This window comes from Kribbella sp. NPDC051587 (genome assembly GCF_044453945.1).
Taxonomy (GTDB): domain Bacteria; phylum Actinomycetota; class Actinomycetes; order Propionibacteriales; family Kribbellaceae; genus Kribbella.
The window spans coordinates 36,265-56,390 of sequence record NZ_JBITDE010000012.1; the positions used below are offsets into that span (position 1 = coordinate 36,265).

15 protein-coding genes are annotated in these 20,126 nt (G+C 67.6%); 6 read left to right on the top strand and 9 right to left on the bottom strand.

The annotated features are described in order from the left end of the window. Positions 1-106 precede the first annotated feature (106 nt). Positions 107-1,465, top strand: a complete 1,359-nt coding sequence (locus ACIA49_RS32495) for a choice-of-anchor Q domain-containing protein (RefSeq protein ID WP_396381673.1) — start codon at positions 107-109, stop codon at positions 1,463-1,465. On the opposite strand, the gene ACIA49_RS32500 is transcribed toward ACIA49_RS32495, so the two are convergent. After that, the gene (locus ACIA49_RS32500; protein ID WP_396381675.1) at positions 1,453-2,487 is read right to left on the bottom strand and encodes a LacI family DNA-binding transcriptional regulator; all 1,035 of its coding nucleotides are present in this window, start codon (positions 2,485-2,487) and stop codon (positions 1,453-1,455) included. The genes ACIA49_RS32495 and ACIA49_RS32500 overlap by 13 nt on opposite strands. Positions 2,488-2,603: 116 nt before the next feature. On the opposite strand from ACIA49_RS32500, the gene ACIA49_RS32505 reads away from it, so the two are divergent. Beyond that, the gene (locus ACIA49_RS32505) at positions 2,604-4,928 is read left to right on the top strand and encodes a polysaccharide lyase 8 family protein (protein ID WP_396381677.1); all 2,325 of its coding nucleotides are present in this window, start codon (positions 2,604-2,606) and stop codon (positions 4,926-4,928) included. Between the two features lie 8 nt (positions 4,929-4,936). Here ACIA49_RS32505 and ACIA49_RS32510 read toward each other — a convergent pair whose 3' ends face one another. Both ACIA49_RS32510 and ACIA49_RS32515 read right to left on the bottom strand, forming a co-directional pair. After that, positions 4,937-5,353: a Dabb family protein gene (locus tag ACIA49_RS32510; protein ID WP_396381679.1), complete on the bottom strand. Its 417-nt coding sequence runs from the start codon at positions 5,351-5,353 to the stop codon at positions 4,937-4,939. After that, positions 5,350-6,513 (bottom strand): MFS transporter, encoded by a 1,164-nt coding sequence (locus ACIA49_RS32515; RefSeq protein WP_396381680.1) that lies wholly within the window; start codon positions 6,511-6,513, stop codon positions 5,350-5,352. The genes ACIA49_RS32510 and ACIA49_RS32515 overlap by 4 nt, the downstream gene beginning before the upstream one ends. Before the next feature lie 198 nt (positions 6,514-6,711). Here ACIA49_RS32515 and araB point away from each other — a divergent pair, with 198 nt between their 5' ends. Genes araB through araA form a run of 3 tightly spaced genes read left to right on the top strand, consistent with a single transcriptional unit; the run spans position 6,712 to position 10,543 of the window. Then, positions 6,712-8,391 carry a ribulokinase gene (gene araB / locus ACIA49_RS32520; RefSeq protein WP_396381681.1) on the top strand — a complete coding sequence of 560 codons (1,680 nt, stop codon included), beginning with the start codon at positions 6,712-6,714 and terminating at the stop codon, positions 8,389-8,391. After that, positions 8,388-9,041 carry an L-ribulose-5-phosphate 4-epimerase gene (locus tag ACIA49_RS32525; protein ID WP_396381682.1) on the top strand — a complete coding sequence of 218 codons (654 nt, stop codon included), beginning with the start codon at positions 8,388-8,390 and terminating at the stop codon, positions 9,039-9,041. The genes araB and ACIA49_RS32525 overlap by 4 nt, the downstream gene beginning before the upstream one ends. Then, positions 9,038-10,543, top strand: coding sequence for an L-arabinose isomerase (araA, locus tag ACIA49_RS32530; RefSeq protein WP_396381684.1), 1,506 nt, complete (start codon positions 9,038-9,040; stop codon positions 10,541-10,543). Before ACIA49_RS32525 ends, araA begins: the two co-directional genes overlap by 4 nt. Before the next feature lie 202 nt (positions 10,544-10,745). On the opposite strand, the gene ACIA49_RS32535 is transcribed toward araA, so the two are convergent. The 6 genes from ACIA49_RS32535 to ACIA49_RS32560 form a co-directional block, all read right to left on the bottom strand. Next, the gene (locus tag ACIA49_RS32535) at positions 10,746-12,602 is read right to left on the bottom strand and encodes a glycoside hydrolase family 127 protein (RefSeq protein WP_396381685.1); all 1,857 of its coding nucleotides are present in this window, start codon (positions 12,600-12,602) and stop codon (positions 10,746-10,748) included. Continuing rightward, the gene (gene mmsB, locus ACIA49_RS32540; protein ID WP_396381687.1) at positions 12,599-13,840 is read right to left on the bottom strand and encodes a multiple monosaccharide ABC transporter permease; all 1,242 of its coding nucleotides are present in this window, start codon (positions 13,838-13,840) and stop codon (positions 12,599-12,601) included. Before mmsB ends, ACIA49_RS32535 begins: the two co-directional genes overlap by 4 nt. Continuing rightward, positions 13,837-15,375, bottom strand: a complete 1,539-nt coding sequence (gene mmsA / locus ACIA49_RS32545) for a multiple monosaccharide ABC transporter ATP-binding protein (protein WP_396381688.1) — start codon at positions 15,373-15,375, stop codon at positions 13,837-13,839. Before mmsA ends, mmsB begins: the two co-directional genes overlap by 4 nt. After that, positions 15,372-16,508 (bottom strand): multiple monosaccharide ABC transporter substrate-binding protein, encoded by a 1,137-nt coding sequence (gene chvE, locus ACIA49_RS32550; RefSeq protein ID WP_396381689.1) that lies wholly within the window; start codon positions 16,506-16,508, stop codon positions 15,372-15,374. The genes mmsA and chvE overlap by 4 nt, the downstream gene beginning before the upstream one ends. A gap of 86 nt (positions 16,509-16,594) precedes the next feature. Further along, entirely contained in the window at positions 16,595-17,164 is a 570-nt protein-coding gene (locus ACIA49_RS32555) for a hypothetical protein (RefSeq protein ID WP_396381690.1), read from the bottom strand. Further along, complete coding sequence (locus ACIA49_RS32560; RefSeq protein WP_396381692.1) at positions 17,154-18,674, bottom strand: alpha-galactosidase; 1,521 nt, start codon at positions 18,672-18,674, stop codon at positions 17,154-17,156. Before ACIA49_RS32560 ends, ACIA49_RS32555 begins: the two co-directional genes overlap by 11 nt. Positions 18,675-18,816: 142 nt before the next feature. On the opposite strand from ACIA49_RS32560, the gene ACIA49_RS32565 reads away from it, so the two are divergent. Then, positions 18,817-20,118, top strand: a complete 1,302-nt coding sequence (locus ACIA49_RS32565; RefSeq protein WP_396381693.1) for an ABC transporter substrate-binding protein — start codon at positions 18,817-18,819, stop codon at positions 20,116-20,118. The last annotated feature ends 8 nt before the right edge of the window (positions 20,119-20,126 follow it).

Genomic DNA, 20,126 nt, shown 5'->3' on the forward strand with positions numbered 1-20,126 from the left:
TCCGCGACCCAGAGGAAAAGTCATTCGGATGAATTATTGACGCTGTCCAGGACCTGGATCAGACTCGTTCGAGATCCCCAGCCGCCGCCCCATGGAGGAGCTTCGAATGTTCGGACTGCGTCTCGTCGCGCCCGCCCTCGTCCTACTGGCCGCCTCGCTCACACCCGCCCACGCCGCCCCGGCTGCCGTCGCGTACTACGTCGATCCGGCAGCCGGCTCGTCATCCAACCCCGGGACCGCCGCCAGTCCGTGGCGCACCTTGCAGGAGGTCTTCGACTCCGGCCGCACGTTCGCGGCTGGTGACGTGATCTATCTGCGCAGCGGCAACCACGGCAACCCCGTGATCCGCGGCGGCCTGTCCTCCGGCCTCCGAACCATCAGGGCCGAACCGGGGCAGACCCCACGGATGCGCACGCTGCGCTTCCAGAGCGGCGCTACTCGCTGGACCGTCGACGGCGTGGTGGTTTCTCCGCAGGAAGCCGACGGTTCGTTCACGGCGGGCAACCTGATCCAGTTCGACGCGGGCGCCACCGATGACGTCGTACAGAACTCCCAGATCCGGGCAGCGAGTGACAGCAGTGCGGCCGGCTGGGCGAACAACGACTGGGTCAACCGCAGCGGTACCGCGGTACTCGTGGCCGGTAGCAACAACCAGGTCCTGAACAACCGGATTCGCAATGTCCGCAACGGAGTCATGCTCGAGCGGACGAGCACCGCGGGCGCCGGTGCGACCGGAGCGGTTGTCCGAGGCAACAGTGTCGATCACTTCTGGGAGGACGCGTATCGCTGCAAGGTCAGCGGCTGCCTGCTGGAGCGGAATACCGCGACCAACAGCTACGCCGTCGTACCGCCGGGCACCGAGGACGACCCGCCGCACCGCGACATGTTCCAGAGCTACCGGGGCGACGGCAGCTTCACGCCGATCACGAACGTGGTCCTGCGCGGCAACGTCTTCATCAGCCGCCAAGGGACCAGATACACCAAGATTCCCTTTCAGTACAACGGGAAATACACCGTCCAGGGCATCGGCGCGTACGACGGGCCGTACGACAACTGGACCATCGAGAACAACGTCGTGATGGTCGAAGTCGGTCTGGCGATCGGCCTCTACGGCATGGACAACAGCCGGATCGTCAACAACACGGTCGTCCCCGCGGCACCCGCCACCGACAGCGAGATCCGGCTGACCGATCAGAAGGACGGCAACCCGTCCGACAACGACGTCATCCGCAACAACCTTGCGCACGCCTTCAACACCGGCGCCGCGACCAACGCCCGGCACAGCAACAATCTGACGGTCGGCACCGACTACTCGACGTACTTCGTCGACTATCCCGCCGGCAACGTGCATCTGAAGGCCGGCAGTCCCGCGATCGGCTTCGGTACCACCACCGACGCACCGGCGACGGACGCCGACGGCCGAGCCCGTACGGCGCCGTACGACGCGGGCGCCTACGAGTACTGACCCACCGGGCCGGTCGAGTCGCGGACGACGAGCTCGGGCACCAGGGAGACCTGGCGTCGCGGGGACCCGGGCTCGGCGAGCCGGGCGCGCAAGGTCTCCACCGCGATGCGGCCGACCTCGAACTTGGCCGGCGAGACCGCCGTCAGGGGGACATCGGACAGGTCCGCGACCTCGTCGTCGTAGCTGATCACCGACAGGTCGCCGGGGATCGAGATCCCCTTGACCGCTGCCGCGTTGACCAGCAAGGTCGCCTCGCGGTCGGCGAAGCAGATGACCGCGGTCACCCGCTCACGCACGAGTTCGGCCAGGAACCGGTCGGCATCGGCGCTCGTCCACCGCTCCCGCGACTCCGACACCACCGGTACGTCGCCAAGTCCGGCCCGCAACTGTGGAGCCGTGTGCGGACTCGTCCGTTCCAGGTAGGCGATCCGCTCGTGCCCCAGTCCGCGCAGGTGGTCGACCGCGGCCCGCGCCCCAGCGGCGTGATTCGACCCGACGAACTCGTGCGTCGTACTCGGATCCTCCAGCCCACGCTCCACCAGCACCACCGGTACGCCGGGATCGTCCAGCCCGGGTCCTTCCGTCGCGAGGATCAACCCGGCCGCGCCGGCGCGCACGAGCGCATCGACCGCCTGCCGCTCGGCCGCCGGCTCCCATTCCGTGGAGCGCAGCAGCATCTGCGCCCCGTGGCGAGCGAGTTCGCGCTCGATCCCGACGATGATGCGCGGAAAGTAGTAGGTCATCGACGGCACGGCCACGCCGATCAGCGGCCCGGTCTCGTTGCTCGCGATGTACATGCCCGAGCCCTGCCGCCGGTAGACCAGGCCGTCCTGGACCAGCAGATCGACCGCCCGGCGGACCGTGCTGAGACTGACGCCCTGCTCCTGGGCCAGTTGCTGCTCGGTCGGCAGTTTCCCGCCGGGCCAGCGCAGCTCGGCGATTCCGCGGCGCAGGTCACCCGCGAGGTGCCGTGCTTTCTGCCCGCGTCTGGCGTCCGCCGCGGGAACCTCGGATCCGCTCACGCGCTGACTCTACTGGGCTGGTCGACGGAAATTCATTCGTATCAATCTGTTGACCCAGAGGATGACCTGACCCACACTCATGCGAACACCCCCTGAATCCGCCTCAGGAGATCCCCGTGCATCGACGTACCTTCCTGGCCGGCGCCACCGCCGCCGCAGCCGCCCTCACTCTTCAGCTCCCGGCCGCCGCGGCCCCCTCGGACTTCGCCGCGCTGCGCGCGAAGTGGGCCGCCGACCTGACCGGTAGCACCGCGATCGATCCAGCCGACCCCGACTACGCAGCCGCCTTGCAGCGCCTGGACTCCGCAGTGGTGTCGACGCTGGCCAAACTCGACCGCACTCCGCTGCGGACCCGCGTCTTCACCGACCAGCCGCTGACCGCCGACCCGTCGATCCCGAACACCTACGTCCGGCTCGAACAACTCGCGACGGCGTGGGCCACCCCAGGCTCGAAGTATCACGCCGATGCCGCGCTGCTGACCGACGTACTGGCTGCCCTGGAATCCATGAACCAGCTGATCTACAGCACGGCCACGGTCGAGTTCGGCAACTGGTGGTCGTGGGAGATCGGCGCGACCCGGCCGCTCGCGAACATCATGGTCCTGCTCTACGACAAGCTGCCGGCCGAGGCTCGCGACCGGTACTGCGCGGCCATCGACCACTTCGTCCCCGACCCGTACCTGATGTTCCCGCCCGAACGCGGTCCGATCGTCTCGACCGGCGCGAACCGGGTCGATCTCTGCCAGGCGATCATCGTGCGATCGCTGGTCACCGAGGACGAGACCCGGCTCACCCACGCCCGCGACGGTCTCAGCGACACCTGGCAGTACGTCACCAGCGGCGACGGCTTCTACCGGGACGGCTCATTCGTCCAGCACACCTGGGTCGCCTACACCGGAACCTACGGCCATGTGCTGCTCAACGGCATCGGCAAGCTCCTCGCCCTGCTGGCGAACTCTCCCTGGGAGGTCACCGACCCGAAGCGACAGATCCTGTTCGACTCGGTCGCCAAGGCGTACCTCCCGGTCGTGCACGACGCACGGATGATGGACTTCGTCCGCGGCCGCGCGGTCTCGCGTTACAACGCGTCCGATCACAACGACAGCTACACCGCCATGGAGGCGATCCTGCGCCTGGCCAACGGGGTCGACGCGGCACTCGCAGCGCAATGGCGGGCGGCCGTCGCCGGCTGGGTCAAGCGCGACACGTTCGGCAATGTGTTGTCCGGGGCAACCATTCCCCGCGTCGCCCTGATCAAGAGCTTGCAGGGTGTGACTGCGGCGCCCGAACCGAACGGCCACACCCTGTTCGCGAGCATGGATCGTTCAGTCCACCGTCGCTCGGGCTGGGCGTACTCGATCTCGATGGCCAGTGCGCGGATCGCGTACTACGAATGCGGCAACGGCGAGAACGACCAAGGCTTCCACAGCGGCTCCGGGATGACGTACCTCTACACCAGCGACAACGGCCAGTACGCCGACGCCTTCTGGCCCACCGTGGATCGCTACCGCCTCCCCGGGACCACGGTCGACAAGTTGCCGCTGGCACCAAAAGCAGGAGGCGAATGGGGTGCGGCCCGGCCCACCACCACTTGGGTAGGCGGCGCCACCCTCGCCGGGTACGCCGCCATCGGCCAGGATCTCCAAGGCCCCGCCGCACCGATGCGAGCGCGAAAGTCCTGGTTCTGCCTCGACCAGTACGTCGTAGCGCTCGGTGCCGGCATCACCAGCACCAGCGGTCATTCCGTGGAGACGATCGTCGAGAACCGCAACCTGCACAGCGACGGCACGAACCCCCTGATCGTCAACGGATCCCCAGCGGTCCCCCAACTCGGTGACACCGCGACCGTCGATGCACGCTGGGCCCAACTGGACGGGGTCGCCGGCTACGTCTTCCTCGACGGCAGCCCCCAACTGCACCTGCACCGCGAGACCCGCACCGGCTCCTGGCGAGACATCAACACCGGCGGCCCCACCACACCGATCAGTCGTCGCTACCTGACGATGTGGCTCGACCACGGCATTAATCCGGCCAACGCGACGTACAGCTATCTCGTCGCCCCCGGCGCAACCGTGGCACAGACCAAACAACTTGCCCGCCGCAGCCCGCTGCTCGTCCTCCGCAACACCGCCGACGCCCAAGCGATCCTCAGCGGCCAGCTCCTCCTGGCCAACTTCTGGACCCCCGGCCGGGTTGCGGAAGTCATTGCCGACACACCCTGCTCAGTGGTTCGGAGAGCCCGCGGTCGCGAACTCGACCTCGCACTCTCCGATCCCACCCAGCTGGCCGGTGTCGTACACCTGCGTCTACTGTTGCCCGGGGCCACGATCGTCCAGGCCGACGAAGGAGTCCGCGTACGGCGAACCCTGCTCGGCCTGGAGATCACCGCCGACGTCAGCAACGCAGCCGGCGCCACCCGAAACCTGACCATCCGCCTCTGACGCAGTGCTCAGGCGTCGTGGGCCTGCGGGGCGGCGCTGCCGACGTACTCCGGGAGATTCGACACCAGGTCGTTGATGTCCGGCATGGTGTCGTAGCGCCGCTTGTGCAGCGCCGCGATCTTGGCACCAAGCTCCGGGTCGTCGTCGTCGGAGATGTCGAACGACACGAACTTCTCGACCAGGGGCAGCCCGACCCGGTCGGTGTTCAGATGGGCCGGGTGGACGAGGTACTCCCAGTACCCGTCCAGGTCCTCGAGCACGTAGGTCGCGCCGTACTCGAACTCGCCGCCGAAGTCACGGCCGACGACGAACGACTTGACCGCCGGGATCGAGCGGCCCTGGTTGCGCAGGCTCTCCAGCGCGACCTCGACCTGCTCGGGGTCGGCGCCGGGCTTCAGGGTGAATCGGTTGCCGTGGTAGATCATCGAACTTTCCTTTCGTTGTGAATAAATCGGACCAATGCGGCCGCACCCGCGACGGCGATCACCAGACCGCTGGCGGCAAACGTCGCGCGGATGCCGAGGGAGTGAATGAGAGGTTGCGCCACCAGTGGCGACAGGAACTGACCGAGGAAGATGCCGGATACCAGACCGCCGAGGACCTGAGCCCGTTGGCTGCTGCGGGCAAGTTCGGACAGCCGCAGGTTCAGGTTCGGTACGACGACGCCCACGCCAGCACCACCGATCAGCAGCCCGACCAGCACCACGACGACTGACGCCGTACTGCCGATCACCGACCAGCCGACGCCGAGCAGCACCACGCTCGCGGCGGTGATGGTCGCCGGCGTGAACCGGCGACGCGCTGCCGGAAACACCAGCGCACCAAGAATCCCGGTCACGGTACTGGCGGACACGACGATGCCGGTGACCACTGGCCCCAGGCCAAGACTGGCCATCAGGAACGGCAACTGCGTCGGTGCCATGAAGAACACCAGCGTCGCTCCCAACGCCAGGGCATAGATCCCCAGCACCCGCGGCCACTCGGTCGGCCGCTCAGAGAGCGAAACGGCCACTCCCCTGGTACGGCGTTCGTCCCGCACCGAACTGATCGCGAACGGCACGATGAGCGCGGCGACGACGTAGATCCAGAACGGCCATCGCCAGTTCCCAGCGGCCAGCAGCCCCGCCAGCGGCAGAAAGATCACGCCACCCAAACTGGCGAACGCCTGCTGCAACCCCAGGAACGAAGCACGCCGCGGACCGTCGAACCAATCGGTGATCAACGCGCTGACCGTCGTCATCATCCCGCCGACCGCCAGCCCGAGCAGGACCCGCGTCGCGATCAGCACCGCGAGGTCCCGCGCGAAGTAGCCGGCGCTCCCGGCGACGGCGTACAGGAGCAAGCTCCCGATCAGCAACCGCCGCCGCCCCCATCGATCGGCGAAGCGACCGGCCACCGGTGCACTCACGGCGATCGCCAACGACGTGATCGTCAGCGCCAGCCGCACCAGTACGGCGGACCCGAAGTACCTGCTCATCTCCGGCAGACTCGGCGCGATGATCGCCGCCGCCATGATCGTCGCCATCGAAGTCGCCAGCAGCGTCCCCCGGGCCGTCCGTGTCGGTCCCCTCGTCATCAGCTCCATGACCAGCAGCCTCGCAGCGCCCGCGCACCGCGCGCGTCGGTGAGAATTACGTAGTTCCCGCCCTTACGTAGTCCTGCACCTAGACCGTAGGCAGCAACTCGCTCTGCCCCCGTGACGTTGCGGCGGGTTGACTGTTAGCGTTAACTGCTTCCAGTTCTTCCACCACGCCATCCCTGGCCGCATCGTAGAGGGCACGCCATGATTGAGAGTGTTAACGCTCACAGCGGGTACGTCGTCGGGGTCGACTTCGGGACCTTGTCGGGGCGGGCCGTGGTGGTTCGGGTCTCGGACGGGGCCGAGGTGGGGACGGCGGTGTCCGAGTACCGGCATGGGGTGATCGAGGACCGGCTTCCCGGGTCGGATATCACGCTCGGGCCGGCGTGGGCGCTGCAGGCGCCGAACAATTGGCGTGACGTCCTGCGGCATGCGGTGCCGGAGGCGGTCGCGGCGGCCGGCGTCTCGGCGGACGAGGTGGTGGGGATCGGCACGGACTTCACTGCGTGCACGGTCCTGCCGACGCTTGCCGACGGTACGCCGCTCTGTGAGGTGCACGGGATGTGGTTCCGTCCGCACGCGTGGCCCAAGCTGTGGAAGCACCACGCGGCACAGGCCCAGGCGGACCGGATCAACGCTGTCGCGGAGCAACGCGGCGAGCGCTGGTTGTCACGGTACGGCGGCCGGATCTCGTCGGAGTGGGAGTTCGCCAAAGGGCTGCAGGTGCTGGAGGAGGACCCGGAGACCTACCGCCGGGCCGATCGCTGGATCGAGGCGGCGGACTGGATCGTGTGGCAGTTGACCGGTGTCGAGACCCGCAACGTCTGCACGACCGGATATAAGGGCATCCACACCGAGGACGGCTACCCGTCGCGGGAATACTTGGAGGCGCTCAATCCCGCCTTCGGTGATTTCACCGAGAAGCTCGGGCACCAGTTGTCTCCGCTCGGCGGACGGGCCGGGCGTCTCACCACCGAAGCGGCCGCTCTGACCGGACTCCCGGCAGGCATCGCAGTAGCCGTTGGCAATGTCGATGCCCATGTCACCGCGGCCGCGGCGGACGCCGTACGGCCCGGTCAGCTGGTCGCAATCATGGGTACGTCGACCTGCCACGTGATGTCGTCCGAGGAACTGGCCGAAGTACCGGGCATGTGTGGCGTCGTCCGCGACGGAATCGTCGACGGGCTGTGGGGCTACGAAGCCGGGCAGTCGGCGGTCGGCGACATCTTCGGCTGGTTCGTGGACACCTGCGTACCCAGCGAGTATCACGCCGCGGCCGAGCAGCGTGGTGTCACCGTGCACGACCACCTCGCCGCGCTCGCCGAGCAGCAACCGGTCGGCCGACACGGCCTGATCGCGCTCGACTGGCACAACGGCAACCGCTCCGTCCTCGTCGATCACGACCTGTCCGCCGTGGTGATCGGCCAGACGCTCGAGACCCGACCGGAGGACACGTATCGCGCGCTCATCGAGGCCACCGCGTTCGGGACCCGCACGATTCTCGACGCCTTCGACAAGTCCGGCGTACCGGTGAACGAATTCATCGTCGCCGGCGGTCTGCTGAAGAACCAGCTGGTGATGCAGATCTACGCCGACGTTCTGCGCCGGCCGTTGTCGGTCATCGGTTCCACCCAGGGCCCTGCCCTCGGGTCGGCGATCCACGCGGCCGTTGCCGCCGGCGCCTACCCGGACGTCAAGGCCGCGGCCGCCACCATGGGCGGGCGCACCGAGGCGGCCTTCGTCCCCGACCCCGACCGCGCCGACGTGTACGACCGTCTGTACGCCGAGTACCGCGCCCTGCACGACTATTTCGCGGGCGAGCGACACGGCGGCAGCGGCGTACTCCATCGGCTTCGCGCCCTCCGGAACGAGGTGGCCCGATGACGCTCAGCCGGATCCGCGAAGAGGTCTGTGCGCTGCACGCCGAACTGGTCCGCTACGGCCTGGTCGCCTGGACCGCCGGCAACGTGTCCGGCCGGGTGCCCGGCGAGGACCTGTTCGTCATCAAACCCAGTGGGATCTCGTACGACGACCTGAACCCCGCCGCGATCGTGGTGTGCGACCTGGACGGGAAGGTGGTGGAGGGAGATCTCGATCCTTCGAGCGACACCGCCGCACACGCCTACGTGTACCGCGAGATGCCTGAGGTCGGTGGTGTCGTGCACACGCACTCGACGTACGCGACCGCTTGGGCCGCACGCGGCGAGCCGATCCCGTGCGTGCTGACCGCCATGGCCGACGAGTTCGGCGGCGAGATCCCGGTCGGGCCGTTCGCCCTGATCGGGAACGACGACATCGGCCGCGGCATCGTGGCGACACTGGCCGGCCACCGCTCCCCCGCCGTACTGATGCGCAACCACGGCGTCTTCACGATCGGCAAGGACGCGAAAGCCGCCGTCAAGGCGGCAGTGATGTGCGAGGACGTCGCCCGCACCGTGCACCTCGCCCGGTCCGCGGGCGACCTGGTCACGATCGCCGCGGACGACGTCGACCGGCTCTACGACCGCTATCAGAACGTGTACGGCCAACGATGACGGAGACCTCTGTGACCTCGACCGAAGTCTGGTTCCTGACCGGCAGCCAGGGCCTGTACGGCGAAGAAACCCTGCGCCAGGTGGCTGACCAGTCGCGCCATCTCGCCGAACAACTGCAAGCGTCCGGCGATCTCGCCCCGCGAGTGGTGTGGAAGGAGGTGCTCACCGACGCGGACTCGATCCGCCGGGTCTGCCTGGAGGCGAACGCCAGCGACTCCTGTATCGGCGTGATCGCGTGGATGCACACCTTCTCCCCCGCCAAGATGTGGATCGCCGGCCTCGACGCGCTGCGCACCCCGCTGCTGCACCTGCACACGCAGGCGAACGTCGAGTTGCCCTGGGCAACGATCGACATGGACTTCATGAACCTGAACCAGGCCGCGCACGGCGACCGCGAGTTCGGCTACATCCAGACGCGCCTCGGCGTCGCCCGGACGACGGTCGCGGGCCACGTCGCCGACCCGGCGGTCCGGGCCCGGATCGCGGTCTGGGCCCGCGCGGCGGCCGGATACGCGGCCATGCGGACGATGCGGGTCGCCCGGTTCGGCGACAACATGCGCGACGTCGCCGTGACCGAAGGCGACAAGGTCGAGGCCCAGCTGCACTTCGGGGTCTCGGTCAACACCTACGGCGTCAACGACCTGGTCGCGGTCGTCGACGAGATCTCCGACACCGCCGTCGACACGCTGCTCAAGGAGTACGACTTCGACGTCGTACCGGAACTGCGCCCCGGCGGTGAGCGACACGAATCCCTGCGGTACGCCGCACGGATCGAGGCCGGTCTGCGCGCGTTCCTCACCGACGGCGGCTTCACCGCCTTCACCACGAACTTCGAGGACCTCGGTGGACTGCGCCAGCTCCCCGGCCTCGCCGTACAGCGCCTGATGGCCGACGGCTACGGCTTCGGCGGCGAGGGCGACTGGAAGACCTCCGTGCTGCTGCGCACGCTGAAGGTTGCTGCCGGCAACCTCCCCGGCGGTACGTCGTTCATGGAGGACTACACGTACGACCTGACACCCGGCGCGGAGCGGATCCTCGGCGCCCACATGCTCGAGGTCTGCCCGTCCATCGCCGCCGGCACGCCCACCGTCGAGATCCACCCGCTCGGCATCGGCGGTCGCGAAGACCCGGTCCGCCTCGTCTTCGACGCCGCACCCGGCCCAGGCGTGGTCGTCGGTATGGCCGACCTGGGCGACCGCTTCCGCCTGGTGGCCAACGAGATCGACGTCATCACACCCGACCACCCACTCCCCCAGCTCCCGGTCGCACGAGCCGTCTGGAAGCCCCGCCCCAACCTCCGCACCTCGGCCGAAGCCTGGCTGACCGCCGGCGGCCCGCACCACACGGTCCTCAGTACGGCGATCGGCGTCGAGGAACTCGCCGACCTCGCCGAGATGACCCGCACCGAACTCGCGGTCATCGACGCCGACACCACCACCCGCCGCTTCACCCAGGAACTCCGCTGGTCCCAGGCCTACCACCGTCTCGCCCAAGGCTTCTGACCCGGCAGGTCCCCCAACGTCCGAAAGATCGGAGAGCCTGCCTCCGGTTTTTCGGACGCTACGGTTTGGCGGGGATGCGGGGCCGACGGCACAGTCCGCACAGTCGATGGTTCCGCGCCGAGTGGGTTCAGTGGGCGGGGCCAGTTCCGCGTCTGCTCCGGTGACACCTACTACCGCGCCCGCAACGTCTACGTCGGCCGTTCTAACGGGCAGTAGCTACGGGCAGCCAGACCCGCATCGCGCCGGGCCCACGATTCGCCCAGGCGTGGTACGGGATTGCGGTGACAGTGATCGGCGTACCGGCTGGAAGGTCTGGCTGGTACGCCGCGTACAGGTCCGTGTCCAGCGGTCTGGCGATGGCCGCGAGGCGGAGCCGGACGGGAGTCAGGTCGTCGGGTACGCGTTCTTCGGTGATCGGCACCGAGGTGTCGAGACGTAGTTGCTCGATGAGGACGCCGTCGGGGAGATCGGCCTGCTCGACGCAGTACACGATCGGCCCGCGGGCGATCGCCACGCAGCCGCGGACAGCATCGACTCGCTCGTCAGCACGGATCAGTCGGGGAGTCATCGGGAGCTTCAGCCGCACCCTCGCGCCGTCTTCACAAGCCACCCGGAGATACGCTCCCGGCTCCGGATCGACGAGCACCGTCGCGCCGGTCACGGTGAGATCGGCATCAGCTGCCCACGTGGGGACCCGGATCGCCAGCTCGCCTTGTCCGCTGACGGTGACCACGACGTCGCCGTCCCAGGGATAGCCGGTCTCGACGACGGCGGTCATCGTGTCCGTGGCGAACGTGCCCGCGCTGAGCAGGTGCAGCTGCAGTCCGGATACATCCGAGGTCGCCGCGTAGCCGTGCAGCGATGCGAGCAGCCGGGCCAGATTCGGCGGGCAGCAAGCGCAGTCGTACCACGGCAGCCGTTCGCTCGGCGCGTCCTCGCTCGAACCGTCGTGACCGGTGCGGAGCTGTAACGGGTTGGAGTAGAAGAAGGCGGTACCGGTCGTCGCCATGGAGGCGGCGATGGCGTTGAAGAGTGCGCGCTCCATCTCCTCGGCATACCGGGCCTGGCCGGTTGCCAACAGCATCCGCCAGCACCATTGCAGGGCAGCGATCGACGCGCAGGTCTCGGCGTACGCACGGTCCGGCGGCAGCTCGTAGGGATCGCCGTACGCCTCGTCGCGGTGCCGTGACCCATGTCCCCCGGTGACGTACATCTTGCTGCCGAAGGCACTGTCCCACAGTCGTTCCATTGCCTTGAGCAACGACTCGTCGCCGTTCTCGAGGTAGAGATCGCTGACGCCGGCGGCCAGATACAGCTGCCGTACGGCGTGCCCAGTGGCTTCGCTCGCCTCGCGCACCGGGAGATGGTCTTGATAGTACGGCGGGCCGAAACCGCCGGTCAGGGTCTCCTGCCCCCGTCGCTCGACCTGCAGCTCGGCTGCACGCAGGTAGGACTCGTCGCCCGTCTCGCGGTAGAGCTCGACGAGCGCGGTCTCCACCTCGGGGTGCCCGTCGATCAACGGCAGGTCGACGATTAGGTCGGCCACTCGGCGCGCGACCGCGAGGATGCGCTCGTCACCGCCACCGCGGTGCAGAGCTACGGCAGCCTGGACGAGGTGCCCTGCACAGTACAGCTCGTGACTCTGTTCAAGACGGCCGAAGCGTTCCTGGCCCGCGGTCCCCTGCACGTAGGTGTTGAGGTAGCCGTCGGATTCCTGCACGTTCTCTAGAAGATCCGCCACCTCGGACAGCACCTCTGCCCACTGGCCGGTGCCGCTGCGACCCATCTCCCAGCCGATCGCCTCGAGCGTCTTGTAGAGATCCGAGTCGGCGAACCAGAAGCCCAAGAACTTGCCCGGCGGGTCGTCCTCGGTGAGCCGACGGAAGTTCTCGATCACGCCGGTACGCCGGATGTTGTCCAGGCAATGGGGAATCGTGGCCACCGCGTTGAGCTCCTGCCAGCTGCCCAGCATCGACGCAGGATCGAACCGGACGGCGCTCAGTGGTAGCGGAGCGACGTACGGGAGTCTTCGCGGTACTGCGGGTCCAGCGATGGTCATCGGGTGGCACCGGCTCGGCGTTTGTTGTAGATGTCGAAGGCAACGGCCAGCAGAAGCACCAGGCCTTTGACGACGGACTGGGTCGACTGCTCGACACCCATCAGCTGCATGCCGTTGCTCATCACGGCCATGATGAGGCCGCCGACCACTGCTCCGACAACGGTACCGACACCGCCGGCGACCGCGGCACCGCCGATGAAGGCCGCCGCGATCGCGTCGAGCTCGAACATGTTGCCGGCCGCGGGCTGGGCGCCGTTGGAGCGGGACGAGTAGATGACACCGGCGACGCCGGCCAGGAAACCCATGTTGACGAAGATCCAGAAGTTGACCTTGCGAACCTTGACCCCGGACAGCATCGCGGCGGACAGGTTCCCGCCGATCGCGTAGACCTGACGGCCGAAGACGCTGCTCTTGGTTACCAATCCATAGGCGATCACGAGGACGGCCAGCACGATCAGCACGATCGGCAGTCCGCGGGCGTGGGCGAGCTGCCAGGCGAAGTACATGACGATCGCCGCGACCAGCAGCACCCGGGCGACGAACAGCGGGAACGACTCGACCGGCTGCTCGTACCGGATCCGGGCCAGCCGGGTGCGGAACACGCTGACCGTGTACCCACCGACTGCGAGCGCGGCGATCAGCAAAGTGAACGCGTCGTACCCATTGCCGCCGATCAGCCCGTTCAGGAAGCCGCTGGCCACCTTCTGGTACGCCGTCGGGAACGGCGACAGCGAAACGTTGTCGAGCACCTGCAACGTCAGACCACGGAACAACAGCATGCCAGCGAGCGTGACGATGAACGCCGGCATCCCGACGAAGGCCACCCAGATGCCGTGCCAGGCACCGACCGCGACCCCGACCGCGATGGCGGCCAGCGCCCCGACAGCCCAGGGCTGGCCGTGCTGGATGACCAGTACGGCGGAGACCGCGCCGGTCAGCGCGACGATCGAACCGACCGACAGGTCGATGTGACCGGCGATGATCAGGATCACCATGCCGATCGCGAGCACCAGGATGTAGGAGTACTGGAGCACGATGTTGGTGAGGTTGCCCGGGCTGAGCAGGACGCCGTCGGTCAGCACGGCGAACAGTGCCACGATGACGACGAAGGCGATGTAGATACCGCTCTGGCGCAGGTTGCGCATGATCAGCATCCGGGGATCGCTGGTCCCGGCGTGCAGTGCGGCGGCCGGGGCGCTCTCGGCCACCGTGGCCTCCCGGTCTTCGGTCGTGCTCATCCAGCGAGCTCCTTCTCCATGGTCATGAGCGCCATCAGGCCTTCCTGGGTCGCCTCCCGGACCGGGACCTCCCCGGTGATCCGGCCGGCCGACAGCGTGTAGATCCGGTCGCAGGTGCCGAGCAGTTCGGGCAGCTCCGACGAGATGACGACGACCGCCTTCCCCTGGGCCACGAGCCGGTTGATGATCGTGTAGATCTCGAACTTCGCCCCGACGTCGATGCCGCGGGTCGGTTCGTCGAGGATCAGCACGTCAGGATCGGTGAACAGCCACTTCGACAGCACGACCTTCTGCTGGTTGCCGCCGGACAAGGTGCCAACGACGTCCAGCACCGTCCGGGTCTTGATGTTCAGATCCCGGCGGCTCGTCTCCGCGACCTTGATCTCCTCGTGGCCGTTCACCCAGCCCGCTTGCGCGAGCTTGCCGAGCGCGGCCGCCGACACGTTGGTCCGGACGTCGGCGATCAGGTTCAGGCCGTACCGCTTGCGATCCTCGGTGGCGTAGGCGATGCCGTTGCTGATGGCCTCGGCCACCGTGCGCGCCCGGACCTCCTGGCCGTGCATGAACAGCCGGCCGCTGATGTTGCGGCCGTACGAGCGCCCGAAGACGCTCATCGCCAGCTCGGTCCGGCCCGCGCCCATCAGGCCGGCGATCCCGACCACCTCGCCGGCCCGCACGCTCAGGCCGGCGCCGTCGACGACCTTGCGCGGCTGCACCGGGTGCCACACCGTCCAGTCCTCGATCCGGAGCACCTCCGCTCCGGGCGCGGAGTCGCGAACCGGGTAGAAGCTGTCCAGGTCGCGCCCCACCATGCCGCGGATGATCCGCTCCTGGGTCATCTCCCCGGCCTGCATCCGCAGCGTCTCGACCGTGCGACCGTCGCGGATCACCGTGGTCGAGTCGGCGATCGCGGTGATCTCGCTGAGCTTGTGCGAGATCATGATGCAGGTGATGCCCCGGTCGCGGAGCCGGCGAAGCAGGTCGAGCAGGTGCGCGGAGTCGACGTCGTTCAGCGCGGCGGTCGGCTCGTCGAGGATCAGCAGCTTGACCTCCTTCGACAGCGCCTTGGCGATCTCGACCAGTTGCTGCTTGCCCACGCCGAGCTGGATCACCGGCGTGACCGGGCGCTCGTCCAGCCCGACCGAGGCGAGCAGTTCCGCGGCATCGGCGTTGGCCCGGTTCCAGTCGATCAGCCCACTGGCCCCGCGGCGCTCGTTGCCGAGAAAGATGTTCTCCGCGATCGACAGGTACGGCACCAGCGCCAGCTCCTGGTGGATGATGCCGATCCCCGCGGCCTCACTGTCCCGGATCCCGGCGAACGGGGCCGGCTTGCCGTCGAACCGGATCTCGCCGTCGTAGCTACCGCTCGGATAGACCCCGGACAGCACCTTCATCAGCGTCGACTTGCCGGCCCCGTTCTCACCGCAGATCGCATGGATCTCGCCCCGCCGGACCTCCAGTGAGACGTCCTGCAGCGCGATCACCCCGGGGAATCTCTTGGTGATTCCCCGCATCTCCAGCAGTACGTCGGTCACTTGGTCTTACCGGCGGCCACCTGCGCGGCCGTGTAGTAGCCGGAGTCGACCAGCGCCTTCGTCACGTCGTCCTTGAAGACGGCCTGGATCGGCAGCAGGTACGCCGGTACCACCTTGACGCCGTTGTCGTAGGTCTTGGTGTCGTTGGCCTCGGGCGTCTTCTTCTGCAGGAACGCCTCGGCCGTGCTGACGGCTTCCTCGGCCAGCTTGCGGGTGTCCTTGAAGATCGTCGAGCTCTGGACGCCGTCGTTGATCAGCTTGACCGAGGCGATCTCCGCGTCCTGACCGGTGATCGCCGGCATCGGCTTGGCCGCCGTACCGTAGCCGGCGTTCTGCAGGGCGGTGATGATGCCGCGCGAGATGCCGTCGTACGGCGAGAGCACACCCGCGACCTTGGCGCCGTCGTTGTAGCTCGACGTCAGCAGGTTCTCCATCCGCTTCTGCGCGGCCTCCTGCTGCCAGCGCAGCGTGGCGATCTGCTCGACCTTGGTCTGCTTGGACTTGACGACCAGCGTGCCGTTGTCGAGGTACGGCTGCAGGCTGTCCATGGCGCCCTTGAAGAAGTACTGGGTGTTGTTGTCGTCCAACGAGCCGGCGAACAGCTCGATGTTGAACGGTCCGGTCTTGGTGCCCTTCGAGCCGTCGGCGTTCTCCAGGCCGAGACCGCGCAGCAAGGACTTGCCCTGGGCGACACCGACCTTGTAGTTGTCGAAGCTCACGTAGAAGTCGACGTTCTGGCTGCCGCGGATCAACCGGTCGTAGGAGATCACCGGGATCTTCTTGTCGGCGGCCGCCTGCAGCTGGCCGCTGAGCGCGGTGCCGTCGATCGCGGCCACGATCAGGACGTCGGCGCCCTGGGTGATCATCTGGTCGACCTGCTGCGACTGCGTCGGGATGTCGTCGTTCGCGTACTGCAGATCGACCTTGTACCCCTTCGCCTCGAGCTTCTCCTTGACCGACTTGCCGTCGGCGATCCAGCGCTCCGACGTCTGCGTCGGCATCGACACGCCGATGGTCAGGTCCGCGGGCTGCTGACTCGCCGTGTCCGTCGTCCCACCCGCTCCCTCGCCGCCACAGGCCGCGAGACCGAGCACCAGCAGGGCGCCACTCAGGGTGGCCACAAACCTCTTCATCACAACTTTCCCTTCCGGGGACTCGGACGACTGTTAGCGCTCACATGTTGGCGCTCACAGTGGTGGAGGTCAAGACCTCGACCCGGTCAGCGCTGCAGGCGGATGAGCCGTGCGGCCGGGCCGGCGGGGAGACTCACCCCGAGCCGGTCATCAGCCAGGGCGAGGGTGGTCGGCAGGTCGGTCGGGAAGAGCACGTCCGCGGTTCGCCAAGAACCTGGCAGCGGTACGTCGACAGTCGTGGCGCCGTCACCGCGATGCCAGACCGCCAGCAATGCGGTGTCCTCACCCACGAGTGCCAGGGCGAGCTGTTCGTCGTACCAGCCCGGGAGACCGAGCGGCCAATGCGGCTCCGCCCGCGCAATGAGCGAGCGATGTTCCTTGTACATCGAAACTGCCGCGGCGACGCGGGTGAGCTGCTCAGCGTTCATTTCGTCCGGCCGCCCGGACAGATGAATCCTGCCCAGCAACGCATTCACGAGCGCGAAAGAGGCTTCTTCCGGAGTGTGCACAGGCCGTGGATAGGCCCACACCGCACCCTGCTCAGGCGTGACCGCACTGGGCGCTGCCGCGGCGATCGGCGCGTACGCGACCAGATCGACCTGATCGCTGGTCGAGTGCAACGTCATCCGGGCCAGCATCGCGTAGTCAGGTCGCATGCCACCGGACGCACAGCTCTCCAGAACGAGCCCGGGATGGCGGTCCAGCAGGCCGTCGAGCCAGGACAGGTAGGCGCGATTGTGACCGAGCAACCCGGCACCCGGAGCCTCCCCGAGCGCGTCGGTGCCCGGTAGGTTGATGTTGTAGTCGAACTTTGAAGTATCCGACTCCGTACTGCGCGATCAGGCCGTCCACCACCGCGTCCATCCGCTCGCGAACAGCGGTTGACCGGTAGTCGAGGTGGTAGCGACCGGTCTCCGCGATCCGGCGTCCGTTCCGCCAGAAGAACGCGTCCGGCGGCAACTGGTCGGCGATCTCGCTCCGCACCCCGACCACCTCGGGCTCCAACCACACCCCGGGCACCAGGCCGGCGTCGCGGATCTCCTGGATCGTCTTGCCGAAGCCATCCGGGAACCGGACCTGCGACGGCTCCCAGGCCCCGACGGTGTCCCACCAGCCCGAATCATCGGCGTACCAGCCGGCGTCGATCACGAAGTACTCCGCGCCGGTCTCGGCGGCGGCCTTGATCAGCGGGGTCAGCTTGGCCGCGGTGGGATCACCCCACAGGCAGTTCATGTAGTCGTTGAAGATCACCGGCAGTTCGCTGTGGTCCGCCTGCGGCCGCCGCATCGCCCGCCGGTACGACGTGAGCGCGCGCAACCCGTCGTCGAGACCACCACGAGTGACCGCCACGGCGACCGGAACCGCGGTGAACGACTCCCCCGGCGCCAGGCGTTGCCGCCATTGATGCTCGCCATCAGTGGGACCGGACACCTGCAGGTACAGATCTTCCTTGAGTCCGCCGAGCTCCCAGTGCCACGCACCCTGGTGTTCGATCTGCCAGGTCCACGTCAGCCCGTCGGCGACATTCTCGACGGCACCCATCGGCAGCAGTTCAGCGCCCGACCAACTGCCGGCATTGGTTGCGGCGAACCGGTCCTTCGGATCACCCGAGCCCAGGATGCTCACCAGACCGGCCTGCTCCGGCGTCAGCACCTGCCAGCGCAACTCCGCACACCACGAGTTCCGCGCCTGGTGGATCCGCGTGCCCGCTCTCAGCCCACCGCCGAACCCCGCCAGCGCGAATGACGAGACGTAGGTCAAGGTGAGCTCGCCGTCGCTTCGGTTGATCACCTCGGTCGTCGCACGCAGGACCGATATACCGGCCCAGCTCTCGAGCCGGCTCACGACCTCGAGGTCCGGGGATGCCTGCCGAACCAACAGAACTTCATTGCCCTCGGCATCCGTCTGCTCAGTGACCTCGACGAGGCGGAGCGCATCGGCGGCCGCGTAGGTGCGGTGCCGGGTCCCCGGCGGCTGATGGATCCGCCCCTGACCGGCCAGGTTCAGCTCGACCAGGTTGACCGCGAGCTGCTCGGCCGGCAGTTCCGCAGCGCCCGGACGCAGCGAGCAGACCCGGACCGGCGCGGCCGGGTCGGTCAGCAGGTCGAGGGCAACCGCCCCGGCGGTCCACCGCAGCCGGCCCGGCGCGGATTCGTCGATCGGCACGAAAACTCCTTCAGGTGGTGGGTTGTTCACGCTAACAGGAATCGGGTCACGATTCGGCCGGATCCTCGCCGAGGTCTTGGCAAGAGTTTTTCTGATGGTTAGGTTAACCCCCACCTCAACCCGGATCGGAAGGAGCACGGCGATGGCATCGACGTCGAACGGGGGTCTCTCGCGTCGAGGCTTCCTCGGACTGGGCCTGTCCGCGGGCATGATCACGCTGACGGCCTGCGGCGCGGACAGAGACAAAGCCTCCGGTGGCGACAGCTCGGCCGAACTCGTGATGACCGTGTGGGGCGGCGAGAACGACAAGGCGACGTACCAGAAGCGGATCGATCTGCTGGTCGCGAAGTACCCGGAGCTGAAGGTGAAGCTGCAGCTGATCCCCAGCGACGGTTACGCGCAGAAGGTGCAGACGATGATCGCGGGCGGCAAGGGCCCGGACATCATGCAGGTGGCCGAGAACGTGAACGTCTACTCCAGCAAGAACCAGTTGCTGCCGCTGGACGACCTGGCGACGAAGGCGAACCTCGACCTCACCCAGCGGTTCGGCTCGATCGGCAAGATCTACAGCTACCAGGACAAGGTGTACGCGATCCCGGACCGCTCCGGCGCGATGATCCTGTACTACAACAAGGGATTGTTCGCGGCCAAGGGCATCAAGGCGCCGACCGCGGACTGGACCTGGGACGACGCCCTCGGCGCCTTCAAGGAACTCACTGTGCCTGGTAAGCAGTGGGGATACTCCGGAGCGGGCTGGTGGGCGCAGTGGTGGAGCTTCGTGTACCAGAACGGCGGCAAGATCATCGACGACGCCGGCAAGCCCGCAGTCGCCACCGACGAGGTGATCGAGGCTCTGCAGTGGGCCGGTGACCTGGTCACCAAGCACGGCGTCGTACCGACTCAGAAGCAGTACGCCGATCTGGGCGCCGACGTCGGCGGTGATGCGGCGTTCGCCAGTGGCAAGGTCGCCGTGAACACGACCGGCTTCTGGGCGATCAACGGTCTGTCCAAGGCCACGATCGACTGGGACATCGCGCCACTGTGGCGGGGCAAGCAGCAGGCGGTGACGGCGTTCGGCAGCGGCCTGGCCATCTCGCGGACCACCAAGAATCCGGACGCCGCGTTCAAGGCGATCGAGTTCCTCACCTCGCCACCGGCCCAGCAGCAGATCATCGCCACCGGCGAGGACGTCCCGGCCGCCATCGAGGTGCAGAAGAGCGACGCGTTCCTGAAGCCGGCCTGGATGACCAAGCCGGTCGACCTGAAGGTCTTCGGCGAGTCCAGCGAGTTCATCTACCGGGCGCCGTTCATCCCGGCCTGGAACGAGATGCAGAAGGCCTTCGACGACGGGCTGGCCGACTTCTGGCTGGGCAAGACCGACGCCCGGAGCGCGCTGACCGCGATCCAGGCGAAGCTCGAGTCGGTCATCAAGCCGGCGGGGTAGGCCCCCGC